This is a genomic window from Oceanisphaera sediminis, assembly GCF_039539745.1.
GTDB lineage: Bacteria > Pseudomonadota > Gammaproteobacteria > Enterobacterales > Aeromonadaceae > Oceanimonas > Oceanimonas sediminis.
This window is the reverse complement of sequence record NZ_BAABDS010000006.1, coordinates 19,194-34,384: the sequence shown is the minus strand read 5'-3', so window position 1 is coordinate 34,384 and position 15,191 is coordinate 19,194. Positions and strand designations below refer to the sequence as shown.

Sequence of the window (15,191 nt, the reverse complement as noted above, 5' to 3'; positions counted from 1 at the left end):
ATCGGCACATGTCTCCAAATGAATTCCAGTGCGTGAGCTATTTTCTAATAAATATTAACCGCTTTATTATCTTTGGTTCTATATCTGGATAGATAAAGCGGTTTTTGCATTCATTATTCCGTCATCAACAGGCATAGGTAATCCGGATGAATCCTCTCCGCCCGATACAGTCAAAAATTCAAGCTATGCCGGCGCAGTTACCCAGGCGACACCTGTATGGCATCATCCTTCTTGGCGGGCTGACGCTGACCACAGCAGTGATGCTGCCCTCGCCCGGCGACCTTGTCAAACAGCCGGTCAAAATCAGCATTCCAGCCAGCATGAACCTGCCCAAGGTCGCCAAAGAGCAGGTCGACAACACCGAATTCTACACCCTGCACGACGATGCGCTCGACGACATGGAACCCGTCGATGCCCTCGATGAAATTGCCGCCAGCGAACCCGAATGGCAGGAATATCAGGTACAGAACGGCGATACCCTGAGTACCATTTTCAATGGCCTGGGACTGCCGCTTGCCACCATGTACAAGTTGCTGGAAGCCGACAGAGGCAAGGCACTGGATGGTCTCAAACCGGGTCAAACCCTGTCATTGCTGATCGATCAGGACAACCTGCTGCAGGAATTCAAGATCAAACGGGATTTGCTGCACACCCGCATCTTTACCCGTGAGGGAGACGGCTATCAAAGTCGCCTCAGAACCGAAGAAAGCAACTGGGAAAGCCGCTCCCTGAACGGGGTGATCAACGGCAGTTTCTATATCAGCGCCCGGGATGCCGGCCTTTCCGCCGGCCAGATACAGCGCGTCGCCAACCTGTTTCAATGGCAGCTCAATTTTGCCCGGGACCTTCGTCAGGGTGACCGCTTCAAGGTGCTGGTGCAACGGGAATTCGTTGAAGGCCAGAGCACCGGCAAATCCGAACTGCAGGCGGTGGAAATCACCAACAAGGGCCGCAGCTATTTCGCCTTCCGCCATGAAGACGGCAAGTTTTACGACGGCCGCGGTGAAAGCCTGGAGCGGGGCTTTATTCGCATCCCGCTGGAGCGTCGTGCCCGTCTCAGTTCCAGCTTCAACCTGAACCGTAAACACCCCATTACCGGCCGGATTCGGCCACACAAGGGCACCGACTTTGCCGTTCCTGTCGGCACACCGGTGCTGGCTCCGGGTGACGGTGTAGTGGTCAGGGCCGTACGCCATCGTCTGGCCGGCAACTACCTGGTAATACGTCATGGTCGTCAGTACACCACCCGCTTCCTGCACCTCAGCAAGTTTCTGGTCAAACAGGGTGACACGGTACGTCGTGGCCAGCGTATTGCGCTGTCCGGCAACACCGGCCGTTCTACCGGCCCGCACCTTCACTACGAGTTCCTGGTCAACAACCGGGCGGTAGACGCCATGCAGGTCAAGTTGCCGATGGCCAATGGTCTGGGCGGCACCGAGAAACGCACCTTCCTCGCCACCGTGGAAAAATACCGGCAGGAGCTGGATGGTTAATATAATTTACCGTGAGGAGTGAGGCGTAAAGCGTGAGGAGGCACCCCATTCCTGTTGATGGGTATTGAACACCTGACACCTCACGTTTCATGTTACCTGGTAAATAACGCCAATAAAAAAGCGCCTTAAGGCGCTTTTTTATTACGGCGTATTCACGACCGGTTATTTGGCGTGATAGGGCCGTGACAAACGGTGTACCGATTCGATAAAGGCGCCGGCATGCTCCGGATCCACATCCAGGTGAATACCGTGACCCAGGTTGAACACATGGCCGGGACCTTCACCGAAGCCTTCCAGAATGGTCGCCACTTCCTGCTCGATACGTGGCACAGGCGCATACAGCATGGACGGATCCATGTTGCCCTGCAGGGCAACCTTGTCACCCACACGGCGCTTGGCGTCGGCGATATTGATGGTCCAGTCCAGACCCACCGCATCGCAGCCGGTGGCAGCAATGGCTTCCAGCCACTGGCCGCCGTTTTTGGTGAACAGGGTGACCGGCACTCGACGACCTTCGTTTTCGCGGGTCAGGCCATCGACAATCCTGGCCATGTACTGCAGCGAGAAGTCGTTGTAGTCACGCGGGGTCAGCACACCACCCCAGGTGTCGAAGATCATCAGTGACTGGGCACCGGCCGCCACCTGGGCGTTGAGGTAGCTGGTGACGCTGTCGGCCAGTTTTTCCAGCAGCAGATGCAGGGCCTGAGGCTCGGCATACATCATCTTCTTGATCTTGGTGAAGGCCTTGGAGCTGCCGCCTTCCACCATGTAGGTAGCCAAGGTCCAGGGGCTGCCGGAGAAGCCGATCAGCGGCACTTCACCCTGCAGTTCGCGACGAATGGTGCGTACCGCATTCATCACATAGCCCAGCTCGTCTTCCGGATCGGGAATGGCAATTTTCTTTACATCGGCCATGCAGGTAAGCGGACGTTCGAACTTGGGACCCTCGCCGGTTTCGAAGTAAAGGCCCAGCCCCATGGCATCGGGAATGGTCAGAATATCGGAAAACAGGATAGCCGCATCGAGCGGAAAACGGCGCAGCGGCTGCAGCGTTACTTCACAGGCCAGCTCGGCATTCTTGCACAGGGACATAAAGTCGCCGGCTTCGGCCCGGGTCGCCTTGTACTCGGGCAGATAGCGGCCCGCCTGGCGCATCATCCAGACCGGGGTATAGTCTACCGGCTGGCGTAAAAGGGCACGTAAGTAACTATCATTCTTGAGTGGTTTCATCCCGTCGTTCCAGATCAGGTGGCAAATTGCCTGCATTGTAACATCAGATGGCGGAATCGGAAAAACTGCATCACCCCTACCGGCGTTATGTCGTGAATGATGCCCAAACGCGCAACTTATCAGCAATGCTATTGACCCGAGCTATTCTTTTCCTTAATGATGGGGTAAGCCACCTGCTCAGGTCGCCCAAGGAGGGAATCATGCTCAGGAAAATGGAACAAACCAAGGAACAACTGGCTGGCAAGCATCAGGCACTGGACGCCTTTATCAATGCTCGCCAACATCTTCTGGTCGAATACATTCGTTTGTCCACTCAACAGAAAACGCAGCCGACCCCGGAAGAGCTGTCCGACTTCTGTGGTCAGCTGGTCGACTATGTCTGCGCCGGCCATTTCGAGATCTATGATTATGTCATGGCCGCCTACGAGGCATCCAAAGGCAACGCGCGCACCCTGGCCGAACGCATTTATCCACGCCTCAAGCACAGCGCCGGCGAGGCACTGAACTTTCATGACAAATACGCTCAGGTTGACGAAGACAGCCTGCTGGAACTGGAGCTGGATCAGGATCTCGGCCAGCTCGGTGAAATGCTCGAAGAGCGGTTCGAGCTGGAAGACCGACTGGTGTCGGCCATCTCGCTGCTGAATCATCTGGATACCAGTGAGCCGGCCTGACAGGAGCCCATCATGGCTGAACGCAGACTGTTTTCCCGTATCGACTTCAATCACGAGGCCTGGTTGACCGGCGCCGACGGTCATCAATACCGGACCCGGGTGCGCGATCTGTCCCTGCACGGCGTGCTGGCCGAAGTGGCCGACGACTGGCCCGGACAGAACGGCGACGAATTTGAGCTGCAGCTATCGCTCGATGGCCATGGTCAGCTGATTGTCATGCAGGGCTGCCAGCGCCATCTTGATCAGGGCTGCATCGGGCTGGAATGCCGGCAACTGGACATCGACAGCGCAGCACATCTGCGCCGACTGGTTGAACTGAACCTGGCCGATGAAGCACTGCTGCAACGCCAGCTGGCGCAACTGCTGGATGAAGCGTCTCGTTAGCGCCGGTCTATAGCGCTTCCAGTGCCTCGTCCAGCTTCTTGACGGCAATGACTTCCATGCCGGCCGGAGCCTGCTTGGGCCGGTTTGCCCAGGGCACGATGGCGCGGGTAAAGCCATGTTTGGCCGCTTCCATCAGTCGTTCCTGCCCCGACGGCACCGGGCGTATCTCTCCCGACAGCCCCACCTCGCCAAACACCACCAGCTCCTGCGGCAGTGCCTTGTCGCGAAAACTCGACACCAGCGCCAGCAGCAGCGCCAGATCGGCACTGGTATCCTCGACCCTGACACCGCCGACGACGTTGACGAACACATCCTGATCCGCCATCTGCATGCCGCCGTGCCGGTGCAATACCGCCAGCAGCATGGCCAGCCGGTTGTGTTCCAGCCCCAGGGTCACTCGCCGCGGGTTGGCCAGCTGGGAATAATCCACCAGCGCCTGCAATTCCACCAGCAAGGGTCGGGTGCCCTCCCAGATCACCATCACCACGGATCCCGTGGTCTGCTCTTCCCCCCGGTTCAGAAAAATGGCCGAGGGATTACTCACCTCTTTCATACCGGTTTCGGTCATGGCAAAGACTCCCAGCTCGTTCACCGCGCCGAAGCGATTCTTGTGGCTGCGCAGGGTACGAAAACGGCTGTCGCTGGCTCCATCCAGCAGAATGGAGCAGTCGATACAGTGCTCCAGCACCTTGGGGCCGGCCAGGGCGCCGTCTTTGGTCACGTGCCCCACCATCAGAATCACCACGCCCTGCTGTTTGGCGAAGCGGGTCAGCTGGGCTGCCGCCTCCCGTACCTGGCTTACCGAACCCGGCGCCGACTGCACCTCGGCCACATGCATCACCTGAATGGAGTCGATCACCATCACCGCCGGTTTCTCTTCCCGGGCCACATGACAAATCTGCTCGACGCTGGTTTCCGACAGCATGCGCAGTTGATCCCGGGGCAAGCCCAGGCGCTGAGCCCGCATCGCCACCTGCTGCAGTGATTCTTCGCCGGTGACATACAGCGTTTTCATCCGGCCACCCAGGCCGCACATTACCTGCAACAATAAGGTGCTCTTGCCCGCCCCCGGGTTACCGCCAATCAAAATCGCCGAGCCGGAGACCATGCCCCCGCCCAGCACCCGATCCAGCTCCTTGAAACCGCTGTTGAGGCGGGGAATTTCGGTCAGCGAGATCTCGTCCAGGGTCTGCACCTTGTTGTCCTGGGCACCGGCGTAGCCGGAAAAACGGCTGTGACGACCGGCTGCGGACGATGACGCGGGCGCCAGTCGAATTTCAGTGACGGTATTCCACTCCTTGCATTCGGAACACTGCCCCTGCCAGCGGGGAAACTCGGCACCACATTCGCCGCAAACAAACGCCGTCTTGGACTTGGCCATGCATACTCACTCATTTACTAGGGTCTGTTAACCTTTCGCGGTTAAATTTTGTTCGAGTTAAACGCGTTTTTATCGCGGCGAGAGGGGGGTAGCCTAGTCATTCTAAGCAAAGCCCTCTCAACAAAGAGAAAAACGCGTTTAGCCGAACCCGTAGGGCAGCGCTTGTGGGGGCTTGCTACTGCGTTATCGCTTATTTATGTAGCGTAACTACACGGCATAAGCGCTGCCTTGTATCAAGCCCCCACAAGCTGCTGCAAAAATCATCTCGAAAGGTCAACAGACCCTAACGAGCTGTTATACTGGCGCAAGTTTTTCGCCTACTCAACCCCAGGCCAGAATGGATCTCAGCCCTTACAAGACTCTGCTCAATAAACTGGTGCCGCTCAGCTACCACCATGAACTCGATGGTCTGCTGGATAACCTGCTGCCGGGGGCCGATGCGGAGACCCGCTTCAAGCTGCAGGCCGAAGTGCGCCGCCTCACCAGCTCCTGCCTGCGGGTGCTGGACTTGCGCAGTCTGTTTCCCGAACAATGCCGGCTGGTACGCCATCAGGGCCTGGATCACTGGCTGCCCGAGCCGCTGGAACTACGCTTTCGGGCCCTGCTCAACGATTTTAACGGTGATTATACCCGTGGGCTGTACGAAGCCCTGATCGCCGAGCTTGCTACCTTGCGTAAGCTGCCCGCCCAGTTTAATACCCCCCCCTGGCACCTGCCGGCAATGGGCGTTCGTCGCAAAGAACATCGTCTGCGGTTCGTGACGCCGGTCTGGCTGCATCTGGACAAGGAGCCATTGCAGGGCAACAGCCTGGATATTTCGGTGGGTGGATTGCTGGTACAGTTATCCGCACCACAGGCGCTGCCGAAACAAGTGATGGTGTCTTTTCCCGAACTGGCCAAGCAGCCGGGATTGAGCTGTCTGGCCACACCACAGCCTTATCGTGTGAGCCCGAGTCAGGACGAGCCCGGACGACTCAAGATGCAATCTCTGGACGAAGACCCGGAGCGGCAGCAGGCGCTGACCCAGTTTATCGAGCAAAGCCGCCCCCGTTATGGCCTGGATGCGGAAGACCTGTACACCACGGTGCAGGCCCAGTGCTGGGGCCAGGCTCTGCTCGAAACCAGCCTTAGTCTGTCGCTGTTTTTTGATAAGCAGGGCGAACTACAGAACGCACTGACCAACCGCCAGAGCGGCAAGACGCTGTCGTTATGGCAGCAGGATACCCCCGGCGATCTGCTGACGACACTGTTGTCTCCCGAGCGAATACTGCGGATGAGCAGGCAGTCGCAAGGGTCGTTGCTGCTGTATGTTTTCCGGCACCGGGGACAAAGCCAGAGCTTTCACTTTGTGGCCGATCAGCATGAGCTCGAGCAACATCAGGCCTACTCCGTCTTTATCAGTGAAGGATTAAAAGCCGGCACCCTGCAGTGCTATTACCTGAGCCTTCGTTCGGTTCACTTTACCGATCAGGCCATAGAAACGCTGGATCTTCAGGGCATGCGCCAGTTGCAGCAGTTGCAATGGCAGCTCTGGCTGACGCCGTTACCGGTACAGATAGCACCGGCTCCCGCCGAGGGTAACATTCAGCAGCTGGCCTCCTTTATTCGCAAGGCACGCCAACGCAGCATCACGGTGACACCGGTAGGGCGCCAGGCTTCCAAACGCCAGGAAGCCCGCTTCAAATATCAAAGCGGGGTCGAATTGACCATTGCCGGGCAGGTACATGCCGGACATACCGAAGATTTATCCAACTGCGGCCTGCAAATTTCGCTGGCAAAGCCGATACGGCTCGATATTCCCTGTCTGGTTAACGTCAACCTGCTCGAACTCAGCACCCGTAGTCGTCAGTGGAAGCTGAAGAAGCTGCCCTATCGGGTCATCAACCAAAGCGGTAATGGCCGGGTGTTGCATCTGCGGATAGAAGGGCCAAGAGAGACTCACCCTGGCTTTCAGTTCTTTTCGGCGCTACTGGAACAGAACCAGGACAAGCTACGAGCTCGGCCGGAGAGTAACCATACCCCGACCTGGCTGAGCTGGCTCAATCGTCAGACCCTGCAACAGCCCCCGGCGCCCACCTTCATGCTGGGACGCAACGACGGCGGCTTTTATGTGCAGGGGGCCATCGCCTGTTTGGCGCAAGGCGACTTGATGAGCTTTTTGTCGAATGAATACCAGCAGGCCCATTTCAGCCGGCTGGTGTCCCGTCAGCTGTTGCAGTCGATCATCACCGAACTGCTGCGCCCGACGGGAAAAAGTCACCAGAGCCTCGAGATCTGGACCGCCACCGCCGCCGATGGCGGCGGAAAAACATGGCAACGGCTTGCACCGGATGCCGGCCAGCGCGCCTTTTTACTGAACCCGGAGCAAGCCAAAGAGCTCAGGGTCAGTCTGCTGATCGTTAATCGGTTGCAATTGCGTCAGCTGGATTATGTGGTGCCTGAACGCAACAGCCTGACCCAGACCTCGCTGCACAAGGCCCAGTTGCTGGAACAGCAACTGGCAGAGCTGGCCGCCATGAGCCAGCTTTTCGACATCACCGATATGGTTCGGTGGCGGCAGACGCTTACCGCGCCTGCAGCAGCGCCAGCACCCCTTCCAGACTCAACAGGTTAAGGCACACCGGCGCCTTTTCCTGCACCAGCGGCTTGGCGTGCAGGGCCACGCCGAGCCCGGCCTCGGCCAGCATCAGCAGATCATTGGCGCCATCACCAATGGCCACGGTCTGACTGAGCGGGATCTGGTAGCGCTCGGCCAGCTCGACCAGAATACGCGCCTTGGCTTCGGCATCGACGATGTCACCCAGCACCTCGCCGGTAAAACGGCCGTTGTGAATTTCCAGGGTGTTGGCAAAGTCCGCATCCAGCCCCAGAGTCTGGCGCAAATGACCGGTAAAGGGGGTAAAACCACCGGAGGCCAGCGCCACTTTCCAGCCCATGGCTTTCAGCCCTTCGACCAGAACAATCAGGCCCGGCATCAGTGGCATACGCGCGATTACCTGTTCGATAATGGCGGCGTCGGCACCTTCCAGTGCCCTGACGCGGCGACGCAGGCTTTCCGAGAACGGCAAGGCGCCTTCCATCGCCGCCCGGGTAACGGCGGCAACTTCTTCACCGACGCCGGCCAGCAGCGCGATCTCATCGATACATTCCATCTGAATGGCGGTAGAGTCCATGTCCATCAGCACCAGCCCCGGCTTGTCGGCTTCTGGCAAAGCCGGCACACACGCCAGATCCCAGCCGTCGGCCACCGCCTGCAAGCGAGCCTTCAGCGCCGGCGACCAGGCAGACAGACGCAGGCTCAACAGATCGCGCTCGGCAATGCGTTTTACCCCTGACACTTCCACCTGCACACCCGCCTCATCCAGTACCTGCAGACTCGAGTACAACGCGGATTTATGCAGCTGCTCTGCCAGCAGTATCAGATGTCCGGCAGGCTTGGCCAGTTGACCCGGTGTCAGTTGGCCTGGCTGCCACAAGTGAGCGCCGCCAGACAGCACTTCATTCCAGCCAGCAATATTTTCGGGTAAAACATCCATTAACAGTGCCACTCGCTATTCCTATGCTCACAAAGACCAGCGTTCAGGGTAGCGTATTGCTTTTTCGCCAGGCAAGAGACAATATTGCCGCCATGTGGAAAAAACACCCCGTAAAACACAAACTGCTGTTGCTGCTGCTCATGCTGCTGGTGTCGTTCACCGGCTGGCAGTGGCTGCAAGTCACCGAACTCGGTCAACGCTGGCAACAGTTGCCCCAACGCACCCTGGCCGGGCCGTTGGCCGATTACGCCGAACTGCAGGCGGAGCGTGCTCTGCTGGCTGAAGATGACGAGAGCCAACATCAGCTGGTGGAAGAACTGGTCAGCGCCCAACTGGTGGTCGCGGCGCAGTTATACGATGGCGGCGGCCGGCTGCTGGCCGAAGCCGGCACGCTCGACAATGGCGACGCCCCCTACATCCGTCAGCTCTACCGGGAAAGCCGGCCGGTCGGCTTCTTGCGTCTGCAGTTGGCGACGTCGCCCCTGACCATGGTGCAAAGCGGCATCTGGCAACAGCTGCTGCATCATCTAAGTTGGCTGTTCCCCTTGTGCGCGCTGCTGGGCATTCTGGCGGGCATGGGACTCAAGCGCCGACGACAAGGAAGGCGACCGGTGGCCGCCAGCCCTGCACCGTCATCCTCAGGCGGAATCGCCGAGTAACACCGACTCCAGCGCGACTTCCATCATGTCATTGAAGCTGCTCTGGCGCTCATCGGCGCTCAGCGCTTCGTGACGCAGAATATGATCGGACACGGTACAAATGGCCAGGGCCCGGGCACCGTATTCGGCGGCCACACCATACAGCCCCGCCGCTTCCATCTCGACCCCCAGGATACCGTAGCGCTTCATCAGCTCGAACAGCTCGGGCTGGGGCGAATAGAAGAGATCGGCCGAGAACAGACTGCCCACCCTGACCGCGACCTTGCAGGCTCTGGCCGCCGCCACCGCCCGATTTGCCAGCTCGAAGTCGGCGGTGGCGGCAAAGTCATGATCCATGAAGCGAACCCGGTTTACCCTGGAGTCGGTACTGGCGCTCAGACCGATCACCACATCCCTCAGCGCCACATCGTCGCGCACGGCACCGCAGGACCCCACCCGAATAAGGGTATTGACGCCAAACTCGGTAATCAGCTCCTTGGCATAGATGGACACCGACGGAATGCCCATGCCGTGGCCCATGACCGAAATGGTCCGCCCCTTGTAGCTGCCGGTAAAGCCGAGCATGTTGCGTACCTGATTCACCTGTCTGACATCGGACAGAAAGGTATCGGCAATATACTTGGCCCGCAGCGGATCACCCGGCATCAGCACGGTATCGGCAAAATCACCTCGTTCGGCATTGATATGGGGGGTCGCCATCGTCTGTTCTCTCCTGTATTTGTTGTTGGGATAACCATATAACACCCAGCGTATAAAATGAGTGGACTATTTCACTTTCGCCTCTACTTACAAATCGGTCAAAGGGCCAGCTCCACCGACTCGCCGTGAATCCATCCCTGGAGGCTCAGCCGTGCCATCCGTGGCACGGATGGTCGGCCGAGCAGATCCCTTTGTCCTCCTTGATACACCGGCGTTGCCTGTTAGCGCTGTCTGCAGGCAACTCGGAGTTCCAGATGAGGCAACAGAGAACGGCTCCCACGACCGTGAAATGCAAGGGACGGCATTTCCGAGCCCCCAGGGATGGGTTTATGGCGTGTCGAGGGAGGCGGCTGTGTTGCCTCGGGTCTGAGGCCTCAATATGACCAGAGCATTACTGGGATTGATATTACACATCAGCCCTTTGTCCGACGTTTGCTCTGTTTCAAACTTCAACAAAACAAAAGGCGCCCGCAGGCGCCTTGTTTACATCGGTAAAAACGTTCGGAAAAACCGGGTTAGCCGACCAGTGCCAGCAGCACACCGGCGGCGACGGCCGAACCCAGCACACCGGCAACGTTGGGGCCCATGGCATGCATCAGCAGGAAGTTCTGGTTGTTTGCCTCCAGCCCCACCTTGTTGACCACCCGGGCCGCCATGGGGACTGCCGAGACACCGGCCGCACCGATCAGCGGGTTGACCTTGCCGCCCGACAGCTTGCACATCAGCTTGGCCATCAGCACACCACCGGCGGTGCCGATGGAAAAGGCCACAGCGCCCAACGCCAGAATACCCAGGGTGTCGATGGTCAGGAACTTTTCCGCCGACAGCTTGGAGCCAACCGCCAGACCCAGAAAGATGGTGACCGTGTTGATCAGCTCGTTCTGCGCCGTCTTCGACAGCCTGTCCACGACCCCGGACTCCTTCATCAGGTTACCCAGGCAGAACATGCCTATCAGCGGCGCCGCCGCCGGCAAAAACAGTATGGTCAACGTCAGCACCATCAGCGGAAACAGCACCTTCTCCCGCTTGCTCACATGCCGCAACTGCTCCATCTTGATTGCCCGCTCTTGCGGCGTGGTCAGCAATCTCATGATGGGCGGCTGAATAATCGGCACCAGCGCCATATAGGAGTAGGCCGCCACCGCGATGGCACCCAGCAGATCCGGCGCCAGTTTGGAGGCCAGGAAGATAGCGGTCGGCCCATCCGCTCCCCCTATGATGGCGATGGCCGACGCATCGGCCAGGGTAAAATCAAAGCCGGGCAGCGCGTTCAGGGCGATGGCACCGAACAGGGTGGCAAAGATGCCAAACTGCGCCGCCGCGCCCAGCAACAGGGTCTTGGGGTTGGCAATCAGGGCGCCGAAGTCGGTCATGGCACCGACGCCCATGAAGATCAGTAACGGAAAGACGCCGGTGCCGATACCCACTTCATAGATGTAATACAGCAACCCGCCCGGATCGGCCATGCCCGCATTGGGAATGTTGGCCAGCACACCGCCAAAGCCGATGGGCAGCAGCAGCAGGGGCTCGAAGCCCCTGGCAATGGCGAGATAGATGAGGCCCAGGCCTACCGCTATCATCACCAGTTGCTTCCAGTGAAAGTTGGCCAGGCCGGTTTCCTGCCACAGAGTCAGTAACGATTCCATTTCAGCTCCTTAGGCCAGGCTGACCACAGGGTCACCCACAGAAACGGCGTCCCCTTCCTTGACCAGCACATCGAGCACGGTGCCGGCCCGGGCCGCTCGCACCTCGGTTTCCATCTTCATCGCTTCCAGGATCAGCAAGACCTCACCGGCGGCAACCTGACTGCCCGCCTTGGCCACGATTTTGAAGATGTTACCGGCCAGGGGGGCCACGACCGACTCGGCCGCTCCCGTTGGCGCCGCGGCGGCAACGGGGGCAACAGCCGGCGCCTCGGCGTTGGCTTCACGTACGGCGCTGATGCTACCGGCCGGACCCACTTCCACCTCGAATACCTGGCCGTCGACCTTGACCGCATAAACTTCGGCGCCACTCGCGCTGCTGCCGGTCGCCTGTGGCGCTACCGGGGCGGCCACAGGCTCGGGTTCGCTGCCCGGTGCCGGCTCGAAGGCGGAAGCATCGTCACGATGACGAATAAACTTGAGGCCGATTTGCGGGAACAGGGCGTAGGTCAGCACGTCGTCCACCTCATCGGTGGCGACCCGCAGCTGTTCTTCTTTCGCCAGGGCCTGAAACTCGCCGGTGAGCTTGGCCAGTTCGTCGGTCAGCAGATCTGCCGGGCGACAGGTGATCGGCTCGGCGCCGTTCAGCACCCGCTGTTGCAGCTCGGCGTTCACCGGGGCCGGGGCCGCACCGTACTCGCCTTTCAACACGCCGGCGGTTTCCTTGGTGATGCTCTTGTAACGCTCGCCGGTCAATACGTTGATCACCGCCTGGGTGCCGACAATCTGCGAGGTGGGAGTGACCAGCGGAATAAAGCCCAGATCTTCACGTACTCGCGGGATCTCTTTCAGCACTTCGTCCATTCGGTCGGTCGCGCCCTGCTCCTTGAGCTGGCCTTCCATGTTGGTAAGCATGCCACCCGGCACCTGCGACAGCAGGATGCGGGAATCGATACCCTTGAGGCTGCCTTCAAATTTGCCGTATTTCTTGCGCACTTCGCGGAAATAGGCGGCAATCTCTTCCAGCCTGGGCAGATCCAGGCCGGTATCGCGTTCTGACCCCTCCACCATGGCTACCAGGGTCTCGGTGGGCGAATGACCATAGGTCATGCTCATGGAGGAAATAGAGGTGTCCAGGATGTCGATGCCGGCATCGATGGCTTTCATGTGGGTCGGCAGGCTCAGGCCGGTGGTCGCGTGGCAATGCAGTGCCAGCGGCAACTTGACCTCGGCCTTGATGCGCGTAATAAGCTTCTCGGCTTCATAGGGTTTGAGCAGCCCCGCCATGTCCTTGATACAGATGGAATGACAGCCCATGTCCTCGAGCTTTTTCGCCATGTCCACCCACATTTCCAGGGTGTGCACCGGTGACGTGGTATAGGAGATGGTGCCCTGGGCGTGGCCGTCGACCGCCACCGTGGCCTTGATGGCGGTTTCCAGATTACGCACGTCGTTCATGGCATCGAAAATGCGGAACACGTCCATGCCATTGGTGCGCGCCCGCTCCACAAACTTGTACACCAGATCGTCTGCGTAATGGCGGTAGCCCAGCAGGTTCTGACCCCGCAACAGCATTTGCTGCGGGGTTTTGGGCATGGCTTTTTTCAGGGCACGCAGACGCTCCCAGGGATCTTCACCCAGATAGCGAATACAGGAATCGAAGGTAGCGCCTCCCCAGGTTTCCAGCGACCAGTAGCCGATGTTATCGAGCTTTTCGGCGATGGGCAGCATATCTTCCAGCCGCAGTCGGGTAGCGAGCAGAGATTGGTGAGCGTCACGCAACACCACATCGGTGATGGCAAGAGGTTTGGTCATTTGACAAGCTCCGTTTAAGTTCCGTTAAGTTCCGTTAAGTTCCGTTTTGGTCAGTGCAGACGTTATGTCGGCCTGACTCAGTGTTTTTTATTGTTTTTATAGTGATTGATGGCAACGCCGATAGCGGCCATTTTTTGTGGGCTCAGGCCATTGCCGGCAGGCATGGCGGTGGCGTTGGCGGAAACCGGCCTGGGTGCCGGTTCGGCGGCAACCAGCGATAATACCTTGATGGCCAGAATGGTGAGTGAGAGAAAGGAAAATACAAACACCATGCCCAACCCCATCAGTCCGGCGGCTTCAAATAATTGAGAAGAGACGTTATTCATCAGCATGTTCCTTGCTGTCCATGATCCGGCCATGAGCATACCCAGCTTGCAGAGACCTTGGCAACGCTGCATATTCAAAAATGTTGTAAAGATTACAAAAAAACTTCATCACGCCGACAAAAACAAGATTTAAAACCATAAAAAGAACATAAAAATTCATTTAACTTATTAAAAGTAGTTTGCATACAGAAACAAAAAGAGTTGTACGAAATAATGGGCAGCAACAGGGGTAAACTTGAGAACAAAAAGAGAGGGATACGCCGAAAATCGAGAACAACAGGCATGAAAAAGCCGGCACAGGGCCGGCTTTTCAATATGGCGCATCCGGGAGGATTCGAACCTCCGACCGCTCGGTTCGTAGCCGAGTACTCTATCCAGCTGAGCTACGGATGCTTTTAAAATGGCGGTGAAGGAGGGATTCGAACCCTCGATGCGGGTATAAGCCGCATACTCCCTTAGCAGGGGAGCGCCTTCAGCCTCTCGGCCACCTCACCGTGTTTGCAGGCAAACAATATAAGTGCAAAGGCCGGCTATTTGCCGGCCTTTCAATATGGCGCATCCGGGAGGATTCGAACCTCCGACCGCTCGGTTCGTAGCCGAGTACTCTATCCAGCTGAGCTACGGATGCAATTTTTAACTATTAAAAGATTCAGATGGCGCATCCGGGAGGATTCGAACCTCCGACCGCTCGGTTCGTAGCCGAGTACTCTATCCAGCTGAGCTACGGATGCTTTTCTGAAACTTTTCCAACCTGGTACTACTTACTAAATATGGCGCATCCGGGAGGATTCGAACCTCCGACCGCTCGGTTCGTAGCCGAGTACTCTATCCAGCTGAGCTACGGATGCGTAAATGGCGGTGAAGGAGGGATTCGAACCCTCGATGCGGGTATAAGCCGCATACTCCCTTAGCAGGGGAGCGCCTTCAGCCTCTCGGCCACCTCACCGTGTTTGCGGGGCGTATATTACCGTCAGGCCAAAATAAGTCAAACACTTTTCCAACCTGATTTATTTGTTCGAACAGTCTTTAAACACAATGAGTTAAAAGCAGCCAGAAAGAACAAGAAACACCCCGAATCCGCTTAGTACTGGCTGTCTTCGGCGGTACCTTTCTCGGCCTGTATCCGCATATAAATCTCTTCACGGTGCACAGATACTTCTTTCGGCGCATTAACACCGATACGCACCTGGTTACCCTTAACACCCAGCACGGTTACGGTGACTTCGTCACCAATCATCAGGGTTTCCCCTACTCGTCGAGTCAAAATCAGCATCTGGCTGCTCCTGTATACGCTATGTAATAGTCAAAAATGTTACTTATTATCCGATAAAGGTATGCAAAAACCTAGCTT

13 protein-coding genes and 6 tRNA genes are annotated in these 15,191 nt (G+C 57.9%); 5 read left to right on the top strand and 14 right to left on the bottom strand.

Annotated features, from left to right (window positions below):
• Positions 1-146 precede the first annotated feature (146 nt).
• Positions 147-1,493, top strand: coding sequence for a murein DD-endopeptidase MepM (mepM, locus tag ABD827_RS02640; RefSeq protein ID WP_344962090.1), 1,347 nt, complete (start codon positions 147-149; stop codon positions 1,491-1,493).
• A 162-nt stretch (positions 1,494-1,655) separates the two neighbouring features.
• Here mepM and hemE read toward each other — a convergent pair whose 3' ends face one another.
• The gene (hemE, locus tag ABD827_RS02635) at positions 1,656-2,723 is read right to left on the bottom strand and encodes a uroporphyrinogen decarboxylase (RefSeq protein ID WP_298716041.1); all 1,068 of its coding nucleotides are present in this window, start codon (positions 2,721-2,723) and stop codon (positions 1,656-1,658) included.
• A gap of 200 nt (positions 2,724-2,923) precedes the next feature.
• Between hemE and rsd the strand changes: the two genes are divergently transcribed.
• On the top strand, positions 2,924-3,397 hold the full coding sequence (gene rsd, locus ABD827_RS02630; protein ID WP_344962088.1) for a sigma D regulator: 474 nt from the start codon (positions 2,924-2,926) through the stop codon (positions 3,395-3,397).
• A gap of 12 nt (positions 3,398-3,409) precedes the next feature.
• Positions 3,410-3,781, top strand: coding sequence for a PilZ domain-containing protein (locus ABD827_RS02625; protein WP_344962086.1), 372 nt, complete (start codon positions 3,410-3,412; stop codon positions 3,779-3,781).
• Positions 3,782-3,788: 7 nt separating this feature from the next.
• Here ABD827_RS02625 and radA read toward each other — a convergent pair whose 3' ends face one another.
• Positions 3,789-5,162 (bottom strand): DNA repair protein RadA, encoded by a 1,374-nt coding sequence (gene radA / locus ABD827_RS02620; protein ID WP_298716047.1) that lies wholly within the window; start codon positions 5,160-5,162, stop codon positions 3,789-3,791.
• A gap of 337 nt (positions 5,163-5,499) precedes the next feature.
• On the opposite strand from radA, the gene ABD827_RS02615 reads away from it, so the two are divergent.
• Positions 5,500-7,776, top strand: coding sequence for a PilZ domain-containing protein (locus ABD827_RS02615; RefSeq protein ID WP_344962083.1), 2,277 nt, complete (start codon positions 5,500-5,502; stop codon positions 7,774-7,776).
• Here the strand turns inward: ABD827_RS02615 and serB are convergent.
• Positions 7,727-8,710: a phosphoserine phosphatase SerB gene (gene serB / locus ABD827_RS02610; RefSeq protein WP_425567959.1), complete on the bottom strand. Its 984-nt coding sequence runs from the start codon at positions 8,708-8,710 to the stop codon at positions 7,727-7,729. The genes ABD827_RS02615 and serB overlap by 50 nt on opposite strands.
• An 11-nt stretch (positions 8,711-8,721) precedes the next feature.
• On the opposite strand from serB, the gene ABD827_RS02605 reads away from it, so the two are divergent.
• Positions 8,722-9,357 (top strand): hypothetical protein, encoded by a 636-nt coding sequence (locus ABD827_RS02605; protein ID WP_344962081.1) that lies wholly within the window; start codon positions 8,722-8,724, stop codon positions 9,355-9,357.
• Here ABD827_RS02605 and deoD read toward each other — a convergent pair.
• From deoD to csrA, 11 genes are all read right to left on the bottom strand, one after another.
• Positions 9,337-10,056: a purine-nucleoside phosphorylase gene (deoD, locus tag ABD827_RS02600; RefSeq protein WP_344962079.1), complete on the bottom strand. Its 720-nt coding sequence runs from the start codon at positions 10,054-10,056 to the stop codon at positions 9,337-9,339. The genes ABD827_RS02605 and deoD overlap by 21 nt on opposite strands.
• Before the next feature lie 515 nt (positions 10,057-10,571).
• Positions 10,572-11,702, bottom strand: coding sequence for a sodium ion-translocating decarboxylase subunit beta (locus ABD827_RS02595; protein ID WP_298716055.1), 1,131 nt, complete (start codon positions 11,700-11,702; stop codon positions 10,572-10,574).
• A 9-nt stretch (positions 11,703-11,711) separates the two neighbouring features.
• Complete coding sequence (gene oadA / locus ABD827_RS02590) at positions 11,712-13,514, bottom strand: sodium-extruding oxaloacetate decarboxylase subunit alpha (RefSeq protein ID WP_344962075.1); 1,803 nt, start codon at positions 13,512-13,514, stop codon at positions 11,712-11,714.
• Between the two features lie 77 nt (positions 13,515-13,591).
• Entirely contained in the window at positions 13,592-13,840 is a 249-nt protein-coding gene (locus tag ABD827_RS02585) for an OadG family transporter subunit (RefSeq protein WP_344962073.1), read from the bottom strand.
• Between the two features lie 316 nt (positions 13,841-14,156).
• A tRNA-Arg gene (locus ABD827_RS02580) sits at positions 14,157-14,233 on the bottom strand.
• A gap of 8 nt (positions 14,234-14,241) precedes the next feature.
• A tRNA-Ser gene (locus ABD827_RS02575) sits at positions 14,242-14,334 on the bottom strand.
• A 57-nt stretch (positions 14,335-14,391) separates the two neighbouring features.
• Positions 14,392-14,468, bottom strand: a tRNA-Arg gene (locus tag ABD827_RS02570).
• A gap of 26 nt (positions 14,469-14,494) precedes the next feature.
• Positions 14,495-14,571 (bottom strand) — tRNA-Arg (locus tag ABD827_RS02565).
• Positions 14,572-14,611: 40 nt separating this feature from the next.
• Positions 14,612-14,688 (bottom strand) — tRNA-Arg (locus tag ABD827_RS02560).
• Positions 14,689-14,693: 5 nt separating this feature from the next.
• A tRNA-Ser gene (locus tag ABD827_RS02555) sits at positions 14,694-14,786 on the bottom strand.
• A 135-nt stretch (positions 14,787-14,921) separates the two neighbouring features.
• Positions 14,922-15,113 (bottom strand): carbon storage regulator CsrA, encoded by a 192-nt coding sequence (gene csrA, locus ABD827_RS02550; protein WP_071472073.1) that lies wholly within the window; start codon positions 15,111-15,113, stop codon positions 14,922-14,924.
• Between the last annotated feature and the right edge of the window lie 78 nt (positions 15,114-15,191).

Bases quoted from the DNA above. Each gene is read 5' to 3' on its own strand.
- rsd (WP_344962088.1), top strand. From the start codon at position 2,924: ATGCTCAGGAAAATGGAACAAACCAAGGAACAACTGGCTGGCAAGCAT.
- hemE (WP_298716041.1), bottom strand. From the start codon at position 2,723: ATGAAACCACTCAAGAATGATAGTTACTTACGTGCCCTTTTACGCCAG.
- oadA (WP_344962075.1), bottom strand. From the start codon at position 13,514: ATGACCAAACCTCTTGCCATCACCGATGTGGTGTTGCGTGACGCTCAC.
- ABD827_RS02585 (WP_344962073.1), bottom strand. From the start codon at position 13,840: ATGAATAACGTCTCTTCTCAATTATTTGAAGCCGCCGGACTGATGGGG.
- csrA (WP_071472073.1), bottom strand. From the start codon at position 15,113: ATGCTGATTTTGACTCGACGAGTAGGGGAAACCCTGATGATTGGTGAC.
- mepM (WP_344962090.1), top strand. From the start codon at position 147: ATGAATCCTCTCCGCCCGATACAGTCAAAAATTCAAGCTATGCCGGCG.
- radA (WP_298716047.1), bottom strand. From the start codon at position 5,162: ATGGCCAAGTCCAAGACGGCGTTTGTTTGCGGCGAATGTGGTGCCGAG.
- ABD827_RS02595 (WP_298716055.1), bottom strand. From the start codon at position 11,702: ATGGAATCGTTACTGACTCTGTGGCAGGAAACCGGCCTGGCCAACTTT.
- ABD827_RS02625 (WP_344962086.1), top strand. From the start codon at position 3,410: ATGGCTGAACGCAGACTGTTTTCCCGTATCGACTTCAATCACGAGGCC.
- ABD827_RS02615 (WP_344962083.1), top strand. From the start codon at position 5,500: ATGGATCTCAGCCCTTACAAGACTCTGCTCAATAAACTGGTGCCGCTC.
- ABD827_RS02605 (WP_344962081.1), top strand. From the start codon at position 8,722: ATGCTCACAAAGACCAGCGTTCAGGGTAGCGTATTGCTTTTTCGCCAG.
- deoD (WP_344962079.1), bottom strand. From the start codon at position 10,056: ATGGCGACCCCCCATATCAATGCCGAACGAGGTGATTTTGCCGATACC.